Raw genomic sequence first — 17,431 nt, forward strand, 5'->3', positions numbered from 1 at the left:
CCTCAGGAGAAGAGCCATGACCGAACCGGCGCCCATCGACCCGACCGCAACCGATGCGTGGAAGCAGCTCGAGGGCATCGCCTCCGGGTTCGCCCCCGACCTGCGCGGCTGGTTCGCCTCCGACGCGGATCGTGCTGAGACGTACACCTTCGAGGCCGGCGACCTCACGGTCGACCTCTCCAAGAACCTCGTGACCGAGGAGATCCTCGCGCAGCTGCTCGAACTGGCGAAGGATGCCGGCGTCGCCGAGCGCTACCAGGCCATGATCTCGGGCGAGCACATCAACGTCACCGAAGACCGCGCCGTGCTGCACACGGCGCTCCGCCGTCCCGCTCCCGGGAGCGCCGGCGCCGCCGAACTCGACCCGCCCGCGGGCTTCACGGTCGACGGCGCGGACATCGACGCCGAGGTGCACGCCACGCTCGAGAAGGTCTACGCCTTCGCCGAGCGCGTGAGGAGCGGCGAGTGGACGGGCGTCACGGGCAAGCGCATCGAGACGGTGGTGAACATCGGCATCGGTGGCTCCGACCTCGGTCCGGTCATGGTCTACGAAGCGCTGAAGCCGTACGTGCAGGAGGGCCTCGAGGCCCGGTTCGTCTCGAACATCGACCCCTCCGACATCTACGAGAAGACGGCCGGCCTCGACCCCGAGACCACGCTCTTCATCGTCGCCTCGAAGACGTTCGGCACGCTCGAGACGCTCACCAACGCGCGCCTGGCGCGGCAGTGGCTGTGGGAGCGGCTCGGCGCATCCGGGGCCATCGACGACAGCGACGAGGCACGCACCGCGGCCGTCGCCAAGCACTTCGTGGCCGTGTCGACCGCGCTCGACAAGGTGGCCGCGTTCGGCATCGACCCGGAGAACGCGTTCGGGTTCTGGGACTGGGTGGGCGGCCGCTATTCGGTCGACTCCGCGATCGGCACCTCGGTCGCCATCGCGATCGGGCCCGACGGGTTCCGCGACTTCCTCGCCGGCTTCCACGCCATCGACGAGCACATGCGCACCACGCCGCTCGAACGCAACGTGCCCGTGCTGATGGGGCTGCTGAACGTCTGGTACACGAACTTCCTCGACGCGCAGAGCCATGTGGTGCTTCCTTACGCGCAGTACCTGCACCGCTTCCCCGCCTACCTGCAGCAGCTCACGATGGAGTCGAACGGCAAGAGTGTGCGCTGGGACGGCACGCCCGTCGTCACCGACACCGGAGAGGTCTTCTGGGGCGAGCCCGGCACGAACGGCCAGCACGCCTTCTACCAGCTCATCCACCAGGGCACCCGCCTCATCCCGGCCGACTTCATCGCGGTGGCCAACCCGGCGCATCCGTTGAAGGACGAGACGGGCGACGGCAAGGCCGTGCAGCCCGGCGCCGACGTGCACTCGCTGTTCTTGGCGAACTTCTTCGCGCAGACGAAGGCGCTGGCCTTCGGCAAGACGGCCGACGAGGTGCGTGCCGAGGGCACGGCGGAGTCGGTCGTTCCGGCCCGCGTGTTCAGCGGCAACCGGCCCACGACGTCGATCCTCGCGCCCGCGCTCACCCCGAGCGTGGTGGGGCAGCTGATCGCGCTCTACGAGCACATCGTGTTCACCGAGGGCACCATCTGGGGCATCGACTCCTTCGACCAGTGGGGTGTGGAGCTCGGCAAGCAGCTCGCCCTCGAGATCGCGCCCGCGGTCGAGGGGGATGCCGCGGCTCTCGCTTCACAGGACTCCTCGACGAAGGCGCTCATCGCGAAGTACCTCGCCCTGCGCACGAACTAGCGCGTCCTGGCTGCCGGGCCCGAGGTTCAGGGCGCGGCAGCCAGGGCCAGGGCGGCCCGCACTCCGGTGACGTAGTCGTGAGGGCGTTCCCAGGCCGAGAAGTGGCCGCCGTGGTCGAACTCCTGCCAGCTCTGCACGTTGAGATACCGCGCGGCGAACTCCTCGTTCGGACTCACCGGCTCCTTCGGGAAGAGGGTGACCGCGACAGGCGTCTCGACCCGCTGCAGTGACCGCGCCCCGCCCGCGTAGGGCACGAACGAGGTGCCGATCGAACCCTCGAACCAGTAGACCGAGATCCAGGTCAGAACCTCGTCGAGCGAGAAGACCGAGGCGAGATCGCCGTCGTTGTCGCTCCACCGCCGGAGTTTCTCGAGGATCCAGGCTGCCAGGCCGGCCGGCGAATCACCGAGACCGACCGCGAGGGTCTGCGGCTTCGTGCCCTGCTCGTGCGCGTAGGCGCCCTCGGTCGCCTGCCAGTCGCTCACGCGCCGGAGGTAGTCGCGTTCGGCGTCGGACGGGTCGCGCGGAGGGTCGTCGAGCGCGTGCCGTTGCGACACGTCGGCCAGGTGCATCGCCGCCACCGCGTCGGGTCGGCTGCGGGCGATGGCCTCGGCGACGTCGGTCCCGATGTCGCCGGCCGACACGACGTACCGCTCGTAGCCGAGATCGGTCATGGCGTCGGCGACGGCCTCGGCCATCCTGTGCGCCGGGAGTCCGCCTTCCGGCACCGGGAGGGCGAAAGGGAAGCCCGGAAGGGCCGGGACGACGAGGTTGACGTCGTCGAGCAACGGCAGCACCCGCTCGAACCGCAGCACCGAGTCGGGCCAGCCGTGCAGGAGCACCACGGTCGGCGCCTCGGCCGAGACGAAGCGGTGCATGAGGCGAATCGGCGTGGTGCGACCGGCCGTCTGCCAGCCGAGAGCGCGGATGCGCCGTTCGTGTACGGTCCAGTCGTAGTCCGTCGCCCAGTAGTCGACCAGGCGGCGCAGATAGTCCGGGTCGACACCACGGTCCCATCCCCGACCGGCCGTCTCCACGGAGCGGAACGACCGCAGGCGCCGCTTCAGGTCGGCGATCGATTCGGCCGACACCTCGGCGGGCGGGGTGGCTGTGGGCGGGGTGGGTGTGCGCGGGGTCATGAGCGAACCTTCCTGATCGGGCGGATGTCCCGCCCTCTTCTTCCACAGTGCACCGACGGATGCGACCCCCACATCAGGCAAAATCCCTACGTCGGCTCGATCGCCACGGATCAGCGCCGCCTAAGACGGTCAGGCCAGGGTGTCGAGCGCACCCCGGTCGACCCGCTCGCCGTCGACCAGCCGGCCGTCGACCAGCCGCACGACCGCGTGCATCCGCGGGAGGTGCACGAGATCGTGTGTGACGAGAACCGTGGAGGTGTTCTGTTCCTCGGTGAGCCGTACGATCAGCTCGATGATGTCGGCTCCGCGCTCCTGGTCGAGGGCGCTGGTGGGCTCGTCGACCAGCAGCACGCTCGGGTCGTTCATCAGAGCCCGGGCGATGTTCACGCGCTGGCGCTGCCCGCCGGAGAGCTGGTGCGGCCGCCGGTCACGGTGACCACCGAGGCCGACGGCGTCGAGGAGGACCTCGGCCCGCTCGGCCGCGGCCCGGCGGGTGTGGCTGCTGCTCCGCCCCCCGGCGAGCGCCCCGGCCGCCGAGCTCGTTCATCACGGCGAGTTGCTCCTGCGCCGTGAGCGACGGGATCAGGTTCGACTGCTGGAAGACGATTCCGATGCTCTCGCGCCGCAACGCGGTCGTCTCCGTGGCGCTCAGCCGGGTGACGTCGACCCCGTCGATCACCACCCTCCCGGAATCGGGCCGGATGAGGGTGGCGGCCACGGCGAGCAGGCTCGACTTGCCCGACCCGCTGGGCCCGGTGACGCCCGTGACGGTTCCCGGGTGCGCGGTGAGGGTGACGTGGTCGACGGCGGTGACTCGGCCGTCTCCGTCGGGGAAGGTGAGGGTGACGTCGTCGAGGTGGATCATCGGTTGCTCCCGAGGGCGGTGAGGGGGTCGGCGGAGGTGACGGAGCGGAGCGCGAAGGCCGCGCCGGCGAGCCCGAGCGCGATCATGATCGCGCCGGGCAGCACCGTGGTGACCGGGCTGAGGAGAAAGGGCAGGGCGGCGCCGGCGAGGGCTCCGAACGCGGTCACGAGGAGGAGCCCCACCCCGACGCCCGCGAGCAGCACGACGAGCGCTTGGCCGAGGGCATCGCGGATCAGTGACGGCGTGCTCGCGCCGAGGGCTTTGAGGACGGCGATGTCGCCCCGGCGCTGCATGGTCCAGACCGTGAAGAACGCGCCGATGACCAGGCCGGAGATGCCGAACAGCAACACGACCATCAGGAGCAGCGACCCGATCTCGGAGCGGAAGGCGCTGAGCGCGGTCAACGCCCCGATGGGGCTCTCGGAGAGGGTTGCATTGGCGGTGTCGGCCGCGCCCCAGTCGGGATCGCCCGAGACGGAGAGCACCGTGGCGAAAGCGCTAGGGTTCCCGGTCCTGGCCGCGAGGCCCTGCCAATCGTGCAGGGTCATCTGCACGACGGGCGTGTGGCTGTACCACCCGTCGCCCCCGACGGCCTCGACCCGGTAAGCCGTGCCGGCGATCGTCACCTCGTCGCCGACGGACACACCGAGATCCTTCGCGGCCGGGTCGGAGAGGCCGAGGAGTCCGTCGCGGGAAGGAGCCACGCCGTCGAAGCCGGGTCGCACGCCGAAGACCGCGACGGCCACCCGCGTGTCTCCGGCCTCGGCGCGGGTCTGGCTGATCCCGACGGGATCGACCGCCGTGACGCCATCCGTCGACGCCCAGGCGCCCGCCTGCTGCTCCGTGATCGTCGAGTCAGAGAAACTCGCGCCCGAACTCCCCGCGGTGGGGGCGGAGAAGACGATCCGGTCGCCCGGGATCGCCAGGACGGCCGAGATGTTCTGCGTGGCGAGCCCGCCGGTGAGGCCGCTCAGAAAGCCGACGAGAACGGTGATCAGCGCGACGACGGAACCGATGAGGATGAACCGGCCCCTCGCGAAGCCCAGGTCGCGGAGAGCGACGAACATGGTGCGTTCCTTTCCTGCCATCGGATGCGATGACACCCTCCACACTCGTCGTCGCGGCCTCCCGGGTCATCGGCCTCGGGACCACCGTTCGGCACCCGGACGACGGGCCGGGAAGTCGTTCTTTCGGACGATGACAGCCCGGAACCGGCGCGTAGAGTTCGACACATGGCCCACACCGCGCTCACCCCGGTCTTCGTGGGGCTGCGCACCGGATTGCACGTTCTCTTCGCAGCCCTCACGATCCTGGTCGCCGCCCGAGCCGTGCTCTCGCCCACGGAGTCGAGCGCCGCGGTCGTGGGGCTCGCCGTGGTGCTGCTGGCGACCTACGGGCTCGGCGCGCTGGTCACCCGCCGCACGGGGCCGCGACGACGCGCCTCCGGCCTGGTCTGGCTGGGTGTGCTGAGCGTCGAGTGGGTGATCCTGCTCTGGCTGATCCCCGAAGCGGCCTATCTCGTGTTCCCCCTGTTCTTCCTCTACCTGCATCTGCTCGGGCGGTGGTGGGGCTCGGCCGCGATCCTGGTGGCCACCGGGGTGGCGATCGCTGCGCTCGGCCTGCACGGCGGCTGGACCGTCGGCGGAGTGGTGGGGCCCCTGGTGGGTGCGGGCGTCGCGCTGCTGATCGGGCTCGGCTATCAGGCGCTGGCCCGCGAGGCGGAGCAGCGCGAGGCGCTGATGCGGGAGTTGCTCGCCACGCGCGACCAGCTCGCGGCCACCGAGCACGAGTCGGGAGTGCTCGCCGAACGGGCGCGCCTGGCTCGCGAGATCCACGACACCCTGGCACAAGGCTTGTCCAGCATCCAGATGCTGCTCTACGCGGCGGAACGAGCCGACCCCCTGCGACCGGGCGTCGAGCACATCCGGCTCGCCCGGGAGACCGCCGCCGCGAATCTCGCCGACGCGCGACGCTTCATCCGCGAACTCACACCTCCCGATCTCGACGACCACGGGTTGGGTGCGGCATTGCGTCGGCTCGCCGCGACGCAGTGGGCGAGCGGGGGTCTCCGGGTGGAGGTGCGCGTCTCCGACGCGTTCGCGCTCCCGATGCAGGTGCAGACCGCCCTGCTGCGCATCGCCCAGGGGGCGATCGCGAACGTCATCCAGCACGCCCGGGCCACGACCGCGACGATCACCCTCACCGTCGGCAGCGGCCAGGTGCGCTTCGAGATCGCCGATGACGGGCAGGGATTCGATCCCGACGAGGCGTCGCGCGCGCGGTCCGACTCGTTCGGTCTCCAGGCCACTCGCGAACGCGTGACGCAGCTCGGAGGGGTGCTCGACATCGACACCGAACCCGGCCGGGGAACCACCCTGGCGGTCGACCTGCCCCTCGAGCAGCTCGCATGATCCGGCTCGTGATCGCCGACGACCATCCGATCGTGCGGGCCGGCCTCATCGCCTTGTTCGACCTGGAGAGCGACATCGACGTGGTCGCCCAGGCCGCCACCGCCGACGAGGCGGTGACCGCCGCCGAGGAGAAGAACCCCGACGTCGTGTTGATCGATCTCCAGTTCGGCGCCCGGGCCACGGTCACGGGGGTCGACGCCACCCGCCGCATCCGGGAGCTCGACGCGGCACCCTACGTGCTCGTCCTCACCAATTACGACTCCGATGCCGACATCCTCGGAGCCATCGAGGCCGGCGCGAGCGGCTATCTCTTGAAAGACGCCCCGCCGCACGAGCTGATCGCCGCCGTGCGGGCCGCCGCCGCCGGGGAGAGCGCGCTCGCTCCCGTGATCGCGTCGCGGCTGCTGGACCGGATGCGCGCCCCGCAGGTCAGTCTGAGTTCGCGCGAGATCCAGGTGCTCGAGCTCGTGGCCGCCGGGCGCACCAACACCGAGGTGGCGGCGGAGCTGTTCGTGAGCGAGACCACGGTGAAGTCTCATCTCGCCCACATCTTCACGAAGCTCGGCGTCGCCTCGCGCACGGCCGCCGTCTTGGCGGCCCGGCAGCGCGGCATCCTGCGGTAGGGCAGGCGCGGGGGCGCTCAGGCCGTGCGCACCAGCGGGCCGTCGGGCGTGATGGCCGGGGTGTGCTCGGTGTGGGCGGCGCGGCTGCCGTCTGGCCGGTGCCCTGCAGCTCTCGCTCGACGATCTCGCGGCGGAGTGGTCAGGGGGGTCCGCCGCCCGTGCAGCTCGGAGCGCGTAGCCCCGAGGTCGCAGGAGGCGCCTCGCCCGCTCCGGCGCCGGCATCCTCACGCTACTGTTGACAGCGTCACCGCTGCCCCGTCGGCAGGTCCACGCCCCCATCCAAGGAGACGCCCATGTCGGTCGGCCTGCTCGCCGTCGTCGATGACATCCTCACCGCCGCCCTCAAAGCCAGCGCCAAGACCGCGGGTGTCGTGATCGACGACGCAGCCGTCACACCGCAGTACGTGCAGGGCCTCACGCCCGCACGCGAATTGCCCGTGGTGTGGCGCATCTCGCTCGGCAGCCTGTTCAACAAGTTCGTCATCATCATCCCGCTCGCGCTGCTGCTCTCCGCGTTCGCGCCCTGGGTGCTGCCGTTCCTGCTCATCGTCGGCGGAACCTACCTGTGCTTCGAGGGCGCGGAGAAGGTCACCGAATGGTTCGGGCACCACGGCGGGGGCGAAAGCGACGGCGAGCCGCGCGACGAGCGGCGACTCGTGTTCGGCGCCATCCGCACCGACCTCATCCTCAGCACCGAGATCATGCTCATCGCGCTGGACAGCCTCGATCCCGAATTCACGGTCTGGATGACGCTCGGCGCCCTCGCGGTGATCGCCCTCGGCATGACGGCCCTCGTCTACGGCGCGGTCGCGCTGCTGGTGAAGATCGACGACGTCGGACTTCGCTTGATGAAGAGTCCGGCGCGCGGTGTTCGCCGCACCGGGGCGCGGATCGTGGCGGCGATGCCCGGCGTGTTCCGCGTCATCAGCGTCATCGGCACGGTCGCGATGCTCTGGGTGGGTGGCCACCTGGTGATCGCGAACCTGGCCGAGACGTTCTGGCACGGACCCTCCGACCTCCTGCACGCCATCACCCACGCGATCGAGGCGGCCGGGCCGGTCGTGGTCTGGATCGTCGACACCGCGATGTCGGCCGTGTTCGGGCTGGTGCTCGGCCTGATCGTCATGCTGATCGTGACCGGGGTGTCCCGTGTGGTGAAGCGCCCGCGGACGGCTGGTTCAGCCCACTAGCGACCGTCAGGCCGGGGTGACCGTCAGGCGCACCCGGGGCCGCTCGGCCGACCCGCTGCCGGCCGTGACCGTATGACCGGTGTTCTCCACCGCGTCGAGCGTGACGGTGCCGAACCCGGGCACGTCGACGGTCTCGCCCACCGCGACCGTGACCGCCCGGTCTCCGGAATCCGGGCGCAGCAGCAACCGCGCCTTGGACACCCCGTCGCGCGTGGCAGCGGCGACCACGCCGATGCGCAGTCCCGCGATCGTGGGCTGGGAGCCCTGGGCGGCGGTGACCGTCGCAGGGCCGTTCGTGGTATCGGCGTCGCTCGTCATCGCATCCTCACTTCGTCGATCCGCTGAAGGCGTGGTCGAAGTTGTCCTTGTACTCGTCTTCGGTCAGCCACACGTCGCCGTACTTCTGCTCGCCGTCCAGGGTCCCGCCGTTCGGCCCCCACGGGTTCAGCAAGTGGATCATCTGCTCCTCCTTGCCCGTGTCGGGGTTCACGTGGTTCTCGACGGTGTCGACGATGTAGGCGTGGTTCGGCACGATGCCCTTGTCGTCGACCTCGTCCTGCCACCACCAGAAGGCGTCGTCGCCCTCGGTCGTGACGGAGACCGGGCCATCGTTCAGGCTGTCGCGGATGTCGTCGAGGTTCGACTCACCCAGATCCTCCGACTTCTGGCCCGTGATGGCCTCGAACGCGTCATCCGGCCAGCCGCCATCGATGTCCTCGTAGTCGCCGCCGAAGTACTCCGCCGCGGCCTTCTCATAGACGGAGAGCCAGTTGTCGTCGCCGTCGGCGTCCTTGACGGAGTTCTCCGGAACCGTCGGCTCGACCTGGATGTAGACGGGCTCGCCGTCTTTGTACATCTTCACCGTCCAGGTGCCGTCGGGGTTCTGCCACATGTGGTCCCGGATCCACTCCGGGTCGGCGGCCGCCACCGCGCCCGCCGCGGCGAGGAACCAGCAGTCGCCGAGCTGGCCCTGCGCCATGTTGGTGGGGTCGAGCGCCGGGTCGTCGAGCGGGATCGGGTCGTCGAGATCCTGGTAGGGGCCCATGTCGTCGGGGGCGTCGGGGTTGTCGGGCTTGTCACCCTTGCCGCCCTTGCCGCCGGAGTCGGAGCCGCCGGCACCCGCACCCGATCCGCCGCCGTAAGCTCCGTCGTCGGTCGACGACGCCTCCTGCTGGTCGGCGTTGGCGCGCACGGTCGTGGCCACCTGTTTCAATCCGCTGCTCGCCTGCTGCAGGCTGACCCGGAGCTTCGCGTTCCAGAGCCCCGAGAACTCGCTCCCGTCGGGACCGTGCCAGGCCGCCTGGCCGATCAGGCCCGACAGCGTCGACACGGTGTGGTCGAGTTGCTCGCCACTCGAATCCGCCAGCTTCGCGAATGCGCGCAGTTCTGCGACATCCGCTCCGAAGAACGATCCCACGGCAGCCCCCTTCTCGTCACCGGATGCTGCGACCCTAGCGAGCATCCGAGCCGCGGTCGATGGGGAGAGCTCCCCATGCGCCGGCCCGGCGGGGTCGATAGCCTGGAGAGCGGATGCAACGGAGGACTCATGACTCGCACGCACACCCTTTCGGGCCGCCGCCTCGGCCGCCCGGCTCTGGTCGCCGCAGCCCTGCTCCTCGGCGTGGCGGTCGGCCTCGCCGGGTGCGCTGCTTCGACCCCCTCCGCATCGCTGGACTCGGATGCCGCCACCGAGCGCTACCAGCCGGTGGTCGACGATCTCGCGACAGCGTTGACGGAGGCCTACCCGACCGTCACCTGGACCGACGACTCCGAGACGCGAGTGACCGATGACGGTGACGGCGGCGGGTGCTCGCTCGCGATCGGCACGAAGCGGGGTGATCCGTCGCTCCCCGACACGGCCGGCACCTGGAAGGACGTGATGGCGGTCGCGAACCCGGTGCTGAGCGAGCACGGCTTCGCCGAGATCGACGGGGAGGAGTCGCTCGAGGGCGGCTGGACCGGCATCCGCTCGACCGACGACACCGGCGCTGAGCTGCGCTTCGCCGACAAGGGCTACACCTTGCTGAGTCTCACGGTCGCGGTGACCGACACCGACTGCTGATGCGGAATGCCCGCGGTGTGCGCGGGCGTTGGAAGAGGACATGAGAGCGATCGTCTACACCTCGAACGGCCCATCCGACGTCCTGCGGCTCGAGGAGCGGCCGATCCCCGAGCCCGCGGCCGGGGAGGTGCTAGTTCGGGTGGCCGTGTCGGCGGTGAACCCGACCGATTGGAAGAACCGCGCCGGCAGCGGAGCGGGCACGGAGGTCGAGGAGCAGTCGACCAACCAGGACGGCGCAGGCGTGGTCGACGCGGTCGGGCCCGGAGTCACCTCGGTGGCGCCCGGTGACCGGGTGTGGCTCTTCCTCGCCGCGTACCAGCGCACCAGCGGCACCGCGCAGGAGTACACCGTGGTGCCCGCGTCGCGCGTGGTGAAGCTGCCCGAGGGGGTCTCCTTCGACGTCGGGGCGTCTCTCGGCGTGCCCGCGATGACGGCGCACCGGGCGTTGACCGCGCACGACGGCGGCCCGTCGCGCCTCGCGCCGGGCGCCCTCAGCGGAAGGACGGTGCTGGTCGCCGGCGGTGCGGGAGCGGTCGGGCACGCGGCCATCCAGCTCGCCCACTGGGCCGGGGCGACCGTCGTCACGACGGTGTCGTCACCCGAGAAGGCAGCCCTCGCGGCATCCGCCGGAGCCGACGTCATCGTGAACTACCGCACGGACGACGTGGCCGTGCGCATCCGGGAGGCGGCGCCCGACGGCGTCGACCTCGTGGTGGAGGTCTCCCCCGCCCGCAACGCGGAGCTCAACGCGGCCGTGCTCGCGAACCACGGCACGGTCGCGGTCTATGCCACCGACGGCGGCGCGACGATGTCGCTCGACGTGCGCACGCATTTCGCGCTCAACGTGCGCTACCAGTTCCTGCTGCTCTACACGATGGGTCCGGATGCGCTGGCGGCGGCCGCCGAGGACATCACGGCCGCGCTGGCCGGCGGTGCGCTGCCCGTCGGGGCTGACGCGGGTCTGCCGCTGACGCGCTTCCCGCTCGAGGAGACGGCGGCCGCTCACGACGCGGTCGAGCACTCCGTGATCGGCAAGGTGCTCATCGACGTCGCGTCGCTCTGAGCGACGCCGAACGTCACCGGGCCGGCCGATAGGGCCTCAGGCGCGGGAGCCAGCAGCGCACCGCCCGGCGGTACTGGTCGAAGCCACGCGGGTGCTGTCGCAACCGCGGAGCGTGCTCGTTCCGTAGTCGCTGCAGCCAGAACTCAGGTTGGAGCAGATCGCTTGACTTCAAGCGCTTGAAGTGTGTTGGGATGCCGGTATGACGATATTGACCATTCAGGATGTGTCGCGACGGAGCGGGCTGAGCGAGCCCACGTTGCGCTACTACGAAGAAGTCGGGCTCATCGGCCCGATCGCGCGCGACCCGAGCAGCCGGCACCGCCGGTACGGGGAGAACGACCTGGACACCGTGCAGGCGCTCGCCTGCCTCCGCTCGATGGGGGTCGGCATCGACGACATGCGCACCTACCAGGCGAACCGTGCGCGGGGCCGCGCGGCGGCCGGGGAACAGCGGGATCTGCTCCGCCGGCACGCCGAGCGGGTCGAGCGCGAGATCGAGACGCTGCACGTGCACCTCGAATACCTCGAGGCGAAGTCCGAGCTGTGGGACGCGCGGGAACGTGGCGACGCGGCCGGCGAGGCCGAGGCGAGCATCCGCGTGAACGCGATCGTGCCGCGACTGCAGGAGGCCGTGCGATGACCGTCCTCGTCACCGGCGCGTCCGGCTACCTCGCCACCCGCCTCATCGCCGACCTGCTGCGCTCGGGAACCGAGGTGCGCGGCACCGTGCGATCGCCCGACCGCGAAGCCGAGGTGCGCACCGCGGTTCGCCGGGGCGGAGCGGATGACGCGGGCCTCGAGCTCGTGACCGCCAGCCTGCTCGACGACGACGGATGGGCCGCCGCGACCGCCGGCACGGAGGGCGTCTACCACGTCGCGTCGCCGATGATCCTCGGCACCGAACCCGACGAGGTCGTGGTCCCGGCGCGGGACGGCACGCTCAGGGTGCTCCGCGCCGCGCGCGACGCCTCGGTCCCCCGCGTGGTGCTCACGTCGTCGTTCGCGGCGGTCGGCTACTCGCCGAAGCCCGTGCGCGACTACGACGAGAGCGACTGGACCGACCCGGAGACGCCCGGCCTGCCGGCCTATCCCCTCTCCAAGGCGGTCGCCGAGCGCGCAGCCTGGGATTTCGTCTCGCACAACGGAGGCGACCTGGAACTCGTGGCGATCAACCCCACCTGGATCGCCGGCCCCACGCTCACCACAGCTGCCCGCTCGTCGTTGCAGGTCTTCACGGCGATGCTCGACGGCACGATGACCGCCACACCCCGCCAGCTCTTCGGCATCGCCGACGTCCGCGACGTCGCACAGCTCCACGTCGCCGCGATGACGACCCCGGATGCCGCGGGCAAGCGCTACCTCGCCCTCGCCGACGGACCCACCACCACTTTCCTGGGCGTCGCGAACGTGCTGCGCGAACGGTTGGGAGCATTCGCCTCCCGGGTGCCCACGGTCGAGGCGCCGGGCGACGACCCGACACCTCTCGTCATCCACAACGAGCGCGCGAAACGCGAGCTCGGATTCCGCCCCCGCCCGGTCGAGGACACGATCGTCGAGACCGCCGAGGGCCTGCGCGAGCTGGGGCTGCTGGCCGGCAGCTGATCAATTCTCAGATCACGTGGTGGCGATCCCCCGGTTGTGGCATCCTTGCGGCATGGAACGTGTGGTGGGAATCGGCGGGCACTTCATGCGGGCGCGCGACCCGGAGGCGCTGAGCGCCTGGTACCGCGAGAAGCTGGGCCTCGACGCCGACGAGATGGGCCTGTGGCAGCAGGAGGCCGGACCGACGGTCTTCGCCGCCTTCGACGCCGAGAGCGACTACTTCGGGCGGCGCGAGCAGCAGGTCATGCTCAACTTCCGAGTGCGCGACCTGGCGGCGATGCTCGACCAGTTGCGAGCGGCCGGAGCCGACGTCGCCGAGGAGACGCAGGAGATGGACGGCGTCGGCCGGTTCGGCTGGGTGACCGATCCGGAGGGCAACCGGATCGAGCTCTGGCAGCCCGCCTGAACCCTCCCGCGTTCCCGCCCGACGTGCCATCGCTCAGCGACGGGCGTCGGGGACCATGTCGATGCCCTCGGTTCCGAGCACGCTCAGTAACGCCAGCGCCTCAGCGTCCCGCGACCCCTGGGGGGCGGAGTACAGCACGAGGTGCTGATCGCGATCGGTCAGGGCCAGCGAATCGCAGTCGACCGTGACGTCTCCGACCACCGGGTGTCGGAAGGTCTTCGTGAGCATCGGCACCGACTGGACGTCGTGCCGCTCCCAGAGGCGGGCGAACTCGGCGCTGCCCGAACGCAACTCCTCGACGAGTCCGATCACGGCGGGATCGGACGGATACCGCGCCATCGTCGTGCGCAGGCGCATCACCACCGTCTGCCGGAACTCGGCGCGGTCGGAGATACCGTAGAGCGGCCCGCCCCGACCGTCACCGTCCGAGACGAGGAACACCTTCCGGGCCAGGTTGCGATCGGCGGGCGCGAGCGCTCCGAAGTCCTCCATCAGAGCCGCCGCCAGATCGTTCCACGCGAGCACCTCGAAGGTCGCCGACGTCACGAACCCCGCCGTCTGCGTCAGCCGCTCGAGGAGGGTCAGGATGCTCGGACGCACGTCCCGCCGGTGCAGACCTGTCTGGATCGGCGCCGTGCCGGCGAGGAGGTGCAGATGCTCCGACTCCGCGTCCGTCAGCAGCAATGCCGCCGAGATCCCCGCCAGCACGTCGCCGGACGGTCGCGGCGCGCGACCCTGCTCGAGCCGCACGTAGTACTCGGTGGAGATGTGGGCGAGCACCGCGATCTCCTCGCGCCGGAGGCCCGGCGTCCGGCGTCGTGCGCCCGACACCAGCCCGACGTCCTCCGGCCGCAGGCGCTCACGCCGGGTACGGAGGAAGGCTCCGAGTTCCTGTTTGTCCATGGCTCCAGTGTGCGCGCTCACCGCAAACGGATCGTGGTACTGACAGTGCCTGCATCCGGATGCCGCAGTCGACCGACACTGGCGGCATGACAAACACCATCGTTCCCACCCCCACCCCCATCGGCCTGCTCGACGGCAAGGTCGTGTTCATCACCGGCGCCAGCCGTGGCATCGGCGAGGCCGCGGCCCGTCTCGCCGCCCGGGAGGGCGCCTCCGTCGTGCTGGCCGCGCGCAGTACCGACGTCCTCGAACGGATCGTCTCGGAGATCCGCGCCGGTGGAGGCACGGCCGACGCGGTGACGCTCGACCTCGCCGACCCGGCGAGCATCCCAGCGGCCGTCGACCGCGTCGGCGAGCTCCACGGCCGCCTCGACGGCGCTTTCAACAACGGCGCCGCCATCCAGCAGCCGGGACCCCTGGATGTCACCAGCGACGATGACATCGACGCCCAGTTCGCGGTGAACTTCCGAGCCCACTGGACCGCCATGGCGGCCGAAGCCGCACTCATGCGACGAGGAGGCGGAGGCGCCATCGTCAACACGTCGAGCATCGGCAGCCGCCGCGCGAACCCGGCTCTGCCCGCCTACGGTGCGATGAAGCGGGCGCTCAACAGCATCACCGAGACCGCTGCCGTGAGCTGGGCGGCGGACGGCATCCGTGTGAACGGCATCACTCCCGGAGGCACGGCGACCGAGATGATCGACGCGTGGGAGAAGGCGACTCCCGGCGTCGTCGAGCGGATCTCGGCGAGCATCCCGCTCGGGCGTATGGCCGATCCCCGCGAGATCGCCGAGGTGGCCGCGTGGCTGCTGAGCGATCGCGCTTCGTACGTCACGGGCGCGATCGTTCCCGTCGACGGGGGCGCGGGGGCCTGAGGCCACGAGACCTGGGCCCGGCCCGCCCGGGCCCAGCGGCGCGCGGGCTCAGGAGGCCGGGCGCGAGAACAGGTTGACCAGGTTGCCGTCCGGGTCACGGAAAAGGGTGGAGCGGTTGCCCCAGGGCATCGTGGTGGGCTCGAGCACCACGTCGTCGAGCGCATCACGGAGACGGGCGAACTCGGCATCCACGTCGTCGACCTGGAATTCGATGATCACGGAGTCGTTGCTGCCCGGCTGAGGAGCCCGATCGCCGAGCATCGCCACGGTGGCCGTGCTCCCGATCGCGAGCGCCGCTCCCCCTCCGTCCGCGCGGATCTCGGCGAACACCGGCGCCGGGCGCACGGCCGTCGTGCCCGTGACGAGCTCGTAGAAGCGGGCGAGTCGGTCGACGTCGTCGGTGACGATGCGGATGGATGCGAACTCCATGGTGATCCTTTCCAGCGGGCCGAACCGCCCGACGTCCCCATCATGAGTCCAGCCACCGACATCCATCCCGCAGCCGGAGCGCGAACGTCTACCGGGCCGGCGTGGGCTCCCGCAGGATCGAGGTCATCTTCTTGCCACGGGCGACCTCGTCGACGAGCTTGTCCAGATAGCGGATCTTCTGCATCAGCGGGTCGTCGATGTCCTCCACCCGGATCCCGCAGATGAGGCCCGTGATGAGGGTCGCGTTGGGGTTCATCGCCGGTGCCTCGGCGAAGAAGGTCTCGAGGTCGACTTCGTCGGCGACCGCCTTCTCGAGGCCCGGCTCGTCGTATCCGGTGAGCCAGGAGATGACCTCGTCGAGTTCGGCCCGAGTGTGCTGCTTGCGCTCGACCTTCGCCAGGTAGAGCGCATAGATCCTGGCGAAGCTCATCCCGAAGATCCGGTGTGCTGCCATTGCTCTGCCTCCTCGACCACGACTGATCTCACGAACAGGGTAGCGGGCGGGCCGCGCGACACGATAGAGAGGACACACGACCTCCACGCAGGAGCGACGACAGGAGACAGACGATGAGCACCTTTGAATTCGAAGCCGCGATCGCCGGGGCGAAGGAAGCCGCCAGCGCGGCCAGCTACGACATCCAGAAACTCCCCGAGAACTCGGTCGAGCGCCAGGCGCTGCACGGCCTGATCACCGCCGTCGACCACCTGATCCTGGCCTTCGACGCGCAGACCGACGCGGAGGACTAGACCCCACCGGTGACGGGGCTGGGAGCGGTTCCGCCGGACAACTCGTCGGCCCGCCAGCAATACCAGGCGAGCACGCTGCGATAGGGCCGGAACCGCTCCCCCAACTGGAGCAGCTCCTTCGGGGTGGGCGTCGGAATCTTCCACGCCGAGCCGTAGCCCTTGCGCACGCCCAGATCGCCGATCGGCAGCACGTCGATGCGCCCGAGGTGGATCATCGTGAAGATGTCGGCCGTCCACTCGCCGATGCCGCGCACGACCGTGAGCTCGGCCACGATCTGCTCGTCGCTGAGGTCTGCGAGCGCAGAGTCGTCGATCGTCACGGTGCCCTCGGCCACCTTCGCCGAGAGGTCGAGCACGGAGGCGGCCTTCGCGGCGGAGAGCCCGACGGCGCGGAGCTCGTCGGGTGAGAACCGCAGGATGCGCTCGGGCTCGACGTCGCCCTCGAGCAGGGCGACGAGCCTCCCGTAGATGGCCCGTGCCGCCGATCCGGCGAGCTGCTGGTAGGTGATCGCCCGCACCAGGGCGGTGAAGTTGCTGTCGGTCGGCGTGGGCAGCGCCACCGGACCGGTGAGTTCCACGAGGTGCGCGATCACCGGGTCCCGCGCCACGAGTTCGCGGGTGCCCAGTTCGTAGAGGTCCTGCCGTGTCGTCATGGCGCGAGAGTAGCCGCCCGGGGGCAGCGGCGGAAGTGCTGTCGCGCGGCGGCCAGGTCGGGGGCGTTCCCGCTTCGTCAGGGACTGGCGCCGGCGTGGCGAGCCGAGGAGGATGACCGACATGAGCGACGCATCCGATCCTGAGCGGCCCACCCGGTGGAGCAAGGCGACCGTCTACCCCGACATGTGGGTCAATCCCGACGACGATCCGCGCAACGTGGGCGGGAGCAGCCCCGAGGGCGAGCTGGCGACGCTGCAGGACTTCCTGGCCGACTACCGGTTGACGCTCCGGATGAAGTGTGAGGGGCTCGATCCCGAGCAGCTGGCCCGGCGATCCGTGCCGCCGTCGACCATGTCCCTGCTCGGTCTGCTGAGGCATCTCGCCGAGGTCGAACGCGACTGGCAGAACTGGATCACGACCGGCGATCCCCTGCCGCGCCTCTACGGCGATGACGACGAGGACTTCGAGGGAGCCGTCGCCGACCAGGCCGTGGTCGACGCCGCTTCTGTCGATCTGGCCCGGGAGCAGGCCGCGACCGACGTCCTGCTGGCCGAGCATCCGGACCTCGGGGAACGGATCGGGCGCGAGGATATCGCCGTGCGGGAACTGCTGGTGCACCGCATCGAGGAGTATGCCCGGCACTGCGGGCACGCCGACCTCCTGCGCGAGTGCATCGACGGCCGCGTCGGGCAGTGACGGGCCT

Annotated in this window: 20 protein-coding genes and 1 pseudogene; 12 read left to right on the forward strand and 9 right to left on the reverse strand. The window is 70.4% G+C overall.

All coding sequences use genetic code 11. The features are described 5' to 3' along the window. Positions 1 to 16 precede the first annotated feature (16 nt). On the forward strand, positions 17 to 1,759 hold the full coding sequence (pgi, locus tag ACFJGU_RS20215; protein WP_382306055.1) for a glucose-6-phosphate isomerase: 1,743 nt from the start codon (positions 17 to 19) through the stop codon (positions 1,757 to 1,759). Between the two features lie 26 nt (positions 1,760 to 1,785). Here pgi and ACFJGU_RS20220 read toward each other — a convergent pair whose 3' ends face one another. From ACFJGU_RS20220 to ACFJGU_RS20230, 3 genes and pseudogenes are all read right to left on the reverse strand, one after another. Next, positions 1,786 to 2,898, reverse strand: a complete 1,113-nt coding sequence (locus tag ACFJGU_RS20220) for an epoxide hydrolase family protein (protein WP_382306056.1) — start codon at positions 2,896 to 2,898, stop codon at positions 1,786 to 1,788. A 129-nt stretch (positions 2,899 to 3,027) separates the two neighbouring features. Then, positions 3,028 to 3,763, reverse strand: a pseudogene (locus ACFJGU_RS20225) (ABC transporter ATP-binding protein). Continuing rightward, the gene (locus ACFJGU_RS20230) at positions 3,760 to 4,830 is read right to left on the reverse strand and encodes an ABC transporter permease (protein WP_382306058.1); all 1,071 of its coding nucleotides are present in this window, start codon (positions 4,828 to 4,830) and stop codon (positions 3,760 to 3,762) included. Before ACFJGU_RS20230 ends, ACFJGU_RS20225 begins: the two are co-directional and overlap by 4 nt. 165 nt (positions 4,831 to 4,995) lie before the next feature. Between ACFJGU_RS20230 and ACFJGU_RS20235 the strand changes: the two genes are divergently transcribed. The 3 genes from ACFJGU_RS20235 to ACFJGU_RS20245 all read left to right on the forward strand — a co-directional run bounded on the left by ACFJGU_RS20235 (position 4,996) and on the right by ACFJGU_RS20245 (position 7,987). After that, positions 4,996 to 6,174, forward strand: coding sequence for a sensor histidine kinase (locus ACFJGU_RS20235; protein ID WP_382306060.1), 1,179 nt, complete (start codon positions 4,996 to 4,998; stop codon positions 6,172 to 6,174). Continuing rightward, positions 6,171 to 6,797 carry a response regulator gene (locus ACFJGU_RS20240; RefSeq protein WP_382306062.1) on the forward strand — a complete coding sequence of 209 codons (627 nt, stop codon included), beginning with the start codon at positions 6,171 to 6,173 and terminating at the stop codon, positions 6,795 to 6,797. Before ACFJGU_RS20235 ends, ACFJGU_RS20240 begins: the two co-directional genes overlap by 4 nt. 293 nt (positions 6,798 to 7,090) lie before the next feature. After that, on the forward strand, positions 7,091 to 7,987 hold the full coding sequence (locus ACFJGU_RS20245) for a DUF808 domain-containing protein (protein WP_382306063.1): 897 nt from the start codon (positions 7,091 to 7,093) through the stop codon (positions 7,985 to 7,987). Between the two features lie 6 nt (positions 7,988 to 7,993). On the opposite strand, the gene ACFJGU_RS20250 is transcribed toward ACFJGU_RS20245, so the two are convergent. Together ACFJGU_RS20250 and ACFJGU_RS20255 are read right to left on the reverse strand one after the other, a co-directional pair. Beyond that, on the reverse strand, positions 7,994 to 8,305 hold the full coding sequence (locus ACFJGU_RS20250; protein ID WP_382306064.1) for a hypothetical protein: 312 nt from the start codon (positions 8,303 to 8,305) through the stop codon (positions 7,994 to 7,996). A 7-nt stretch (positions 8,306 to 8,312) separates the two neighbouring features. Beyond that, a complete protein-coding gene (locus tag ACFJGU_RS20255) occupies positions 8,313 to 9,404 on the reverse strand; it encodes a C2 family cysteine protease (RefSeq protein ID WP_382306066.1) in 1,092 nt (363 codons plus the stop codon). Between the two features lie 129 nt (positions 9,405 to 9,533). Here ACFJGU_RS20255 and ACFJGU_RS20260 point away from each other — a divergent pair, with 129 nt between their 5' ends. The 5 genes from ACFJGU_RS20260 (at position 9,534) to ACFJGU_RS20280 (ending at position 13,120) form a co-directional block, all read left to right on the forward strand. Further along, positions 9,534 to 10,049, forward strand: a complete 516-nt coding sequence (locus tag ACFJGU_RS20260; protein WP_382306068.1) for a hypothetical protein — start codon at positions 9,534 to 9,536, stop codon at positions 10,047 to 10,049. A 40-nt stretch (positions 10,050 to 10,089) separates the two neighbouring features. Next, positions 10,090 to 11,112 (forward strand): NADPH:quinone reductase, encoded by a 1,023-nt coding sequence (locus ACFJGU_RS20265; protein WP_382306070.1) that lies wholly within the window; start codon positions 10,090 to 10,092, stop codon positions 11,110 to 11,112. Positions 11,113 to 11,311: 199 nt separating this feature from the next. Next, entirely contained in the window at positions 11,312 to 11,752 is a 441-nt protein-coding gene (locus tag ACFJGU_RS20270; protein ID WP_382306071.1) for a MerR family transcriptional regulator, read from the forward strand. After that, entirely contained in the window at positions 11,749 to 12,714 is a 966-nt protein-coding gene (locus tag ACFJGU_RS20275; RefSeq protein ID WP_382306073.1) for an NAD-dependent epimerase/dehydratase family protein, read from the forward strand. The genes ACFJGU_RS20270 and ACFJGU_RS20275 overlap by 4 nt, the downstream gene beginning before the upstream one ends. 52 nt (positions 12,715 to 12,766) lie before the next feature. Beyond that, entirely contained in the window at positions 12,767 to 13,120 is a 354-nt protein-coding gene (locus tag ACFJGU_RS20280; RefSeq protein ID WP_382306075.1) for a VOC family protein, read from the forward strand. A gap of 33 nt (positions 13,121 to 13,153) precedes the next feature. Here ACFJGU_RS20280 and ACFJGU_RS20285 read toward each other — a convergent pair whose 3' ends face one another. Further along, positions 13,154 to 14,023, reverse strand: coding sequence for a helix-turn-helix transcriptional regulator (locus ACFJGU_RS20285; protein WP_382306077.1), 870 nt, complete (start codon positions 14,021 to 14,023; stop codon positions 13,154 to 13,156). Positions 14,024 to 14,109: 86 nt separating this feature from the next. On the opposite strand from ACFJGU_RS20285, the gene ACFJGU_RS20290 reads away from it, so the two are divergent. Continuing rightward, positions 14,110 to 14,898, forward strand: a complete 789-nt coding sequence (locus tag ACFJGU_RS20290; protein WP_382306078.1) for an SDR family NAD(P)-dependent oxidoreductase — start codon at positions 14,110 to 14,112, stop codon at positions 14,896 to 14,898. Between the two features lie 48 nt (positions 14,899 to 14,946). On the opposite strand, the gene ACFJGU_RS20295 is transcribed toward ACFJGU_RS20290, so the two are convergent. After that, the gene (locus ACFJGU_RS20295; RefSeq protein ID WP_382306080.1) at positions 14,947 to 15,327 is read right to left on the reverse strand and encodes a VOC family protein; all 381 of its coding nucleotides are present in this window, start codon (positions 15,325 to 15,327) and stop codon (positions 14,947 to 14,949) included. Between the two features lie 88 nt (positions 15,328 to 15,415). Then, a complete protein-coding gene (locus ACFJGU_RS20300) occupies positions 15,416 to 15,781 on the reverse strand; it encodes a DUF2200 domain-containing protein (protein WP_382306082.1) in 366 nt (121 codons plus the stop codon). Between the two features lie 113 nt (positions 15,782 to 15,894). On the opposite strand from ACFJGU_RS20300, the gene ACFJGU_RS20305 reads away from it, so the two are divergent. Further along, positions 15,895 to 16,074, forward strand: coding sequence for a hypothetical protein (locus ACFJGU_RS20305; RefSeq protein WP_382306084.1), 180 nt, complete (start codon positions 15,895 to 15,897; stop codon positions 16,072 to 16,074). Here the strand turns inward: ACFJGU_RS20305 and ACFJGU_RS20310 are convergent. Next, on the reverse strand, positions 16,071 to 16,727 hold the full coding sequence (locus ACFJGU_RS20310) for a DNA-3-methyladenine glycosylase family protein (protein WP_382306085.1): 657 nt from the start codon (positions 16,725 to 16,727) through the stop codon (positions 16,071 to 16,073). The genes ACFJGU_RS20305 and ACFJGU_RS20310 overlap by 4 nt on opposite strands. Before the next feature lie 121 nt (positions 16,728 to 16,848). On the opposite strand from ACFJGU_RS20310, the gene ACFJGU_RS20315 reads away from it, so the two are divergent. Continuing rightward, positions 16,849 to 17,424 (forward strand): DinB family protein, encoded by a 576-nt coding sequence (locus ACFJGU_RS20315; RefSeq protein WP_382306087.1) that lies wholly within the window; start codon positions 16,849 to 16,851, stop codon positions 17,422 to 17,424. The last annotated feature ends 7 nt before the right edge of the window (positions 17,425 to 17,431 follow it).

This window comes from Herbiconiux sp. UC225_62, from assembly GCF_042694625.1.
GTDB lineage: Bacteria > Actinomycetota > Actinomycetes > Actinomycetales > Microbacteriaceae > Herbiconiux.

Excerpts from the sequence above, each read along its gene's own strand:
- pgi (WP_382306055.1), top strand. The coding sequence starts at position 17 with ATGACCGAACCGGCGCCCATCGACCCGACCGCAACCGATGCGTGGAAG.
- ACFJGU_RS20220 (WP_382306056.1), bottom strand. The coding sequence starts at position 2,898 with ATGACCCCGCGCACACCCACCCCGCCCACAGCCACCCCGCCCGCCGAG.
- ACFJGU_RS20230 (WP_382306058.1), bottom strand. The coding sequence starts at position 4,830 with ATGTTCGTCGCTCTCCGCGACCTGGGCTTCGCGAGGGGCCGGTTCATC.
- ACFJGU_RS20235 (WP_382306060.1), top strand. The coding sequence starts at position 4,996 with ATGGCCCACACCGCGCTCACCCCGGTCTTCGTGGGGCTGCGCACCGGA.
- ACFJGU_RS20240 (WP_382306062.1), top strand. The coding sequence starts at position 6,171 with ATGATCCGGCTCGTGATCGCCGACGACCATCCGATCGTGCGGGCCGGC.
- ACFJGU_RS20245 (WP_382306063.1), top strand. The coding sequence starts at position 7,091 with ATGTCGGTCGGCCTGCTCGCCGTCGTCGATGACATCCTCACCGCCGCC.
- ACFJGU_RS20250 (WP_382306064.1), bottom strand. The coding sequence starts at position 8,305 with ATGACGAGCGACGCCGATACCACGAACGGCCCTGCGACGGTCACCGCC.
- ACFJGU_RS20260 (WP_382306068.1), top strand. The coding sequence starts at position 9,534 with ATGACTCGCACGCACACCCTTTCGGGCCGCCGCCTCGGCCGCCCGGCT.
- ACFJGU_RS20265 (WP_382306070.1), top strand. The coding sequence starts at position 10,090 with ATGAGAGCGATCGTCTACACCTCGAACGGCCCATCCGACGTCCTGCGG.
- ACFJGU_RS20270 (WP_382306071.1), top strand. The coding sequence starts at position 11,312 with ATGACGATATTGACCATTCAGGATGTGTCGCGACGGAGCGGGCTGAGC.
- ACFJGU_RS20275 (WP_382306073.1), top strand. The coding sequence starts at position 11,749 with ATGACCGTCCTCGTCACCGGCGCGTCCGGCTACCTCGCCACCCGCCTC.
- ACFJGU_RS20280 (WP_382306075.1), top strand. The coding sequence starts at position 12,767 with ATGGAACGTGTGGTGGGAATCGGCGGGCACTTCATGCGGGCGCGCGAC.
- ACFJGU_RS20285 (WP_382306077.1), bottom strand. The coding sequence starts at position 14,023 with ATGGACAAACAGGAACTCGGAGCCTTCCTCCGTACCCGGCGTGAGCGC.
- ACFJGU_RS20290 (WP_382306078.1), top strand. The coding sequence starts at position 14,110 with ATGACAAACACCATCGTTCCCACCCCCACCCCCATCGGCCTGCTCGAC.
- ACFJGU_RS20295 (WP_382306080.1), bottom strand. The coding sequence starts at position 15,327 with ATGGAGTTCGCATCCATCCGCATCGTCACCGACGACGTCGACCGACTC.
- ACFJGU_RS20300 (WP_382306082.1), bottom strand. The coding sequence starts at position 15,781 with ATGGCAGCACACCGGATCTTCGGGATGAGCTTCGCCAGGATCTATGCG.
- ACFJGU_RS20305 (WP_382306084.1), top strand. The coding sequence starts at position 15,895 with ATGAGCACCTTTGAATTCGAAGCCGCGATCGCCGGGGCGAAGGAAGCC.
- ACFJGU_RS20310 (WP_382306085.1), bottom strand. The coding sequence starts at position 16,727 with ATGACGACACGGCAGGACCTCTACGAACTGGGCACCCGCGAACTCGTG.
- ACFJGU_RS20315 (WP_382306087.1), top strand. The coding sequence starts at position 16,849 with ATGAGCGACGCATCCGATCCTGAGCGGCCCACCCGGTGGAGCAAGGCG.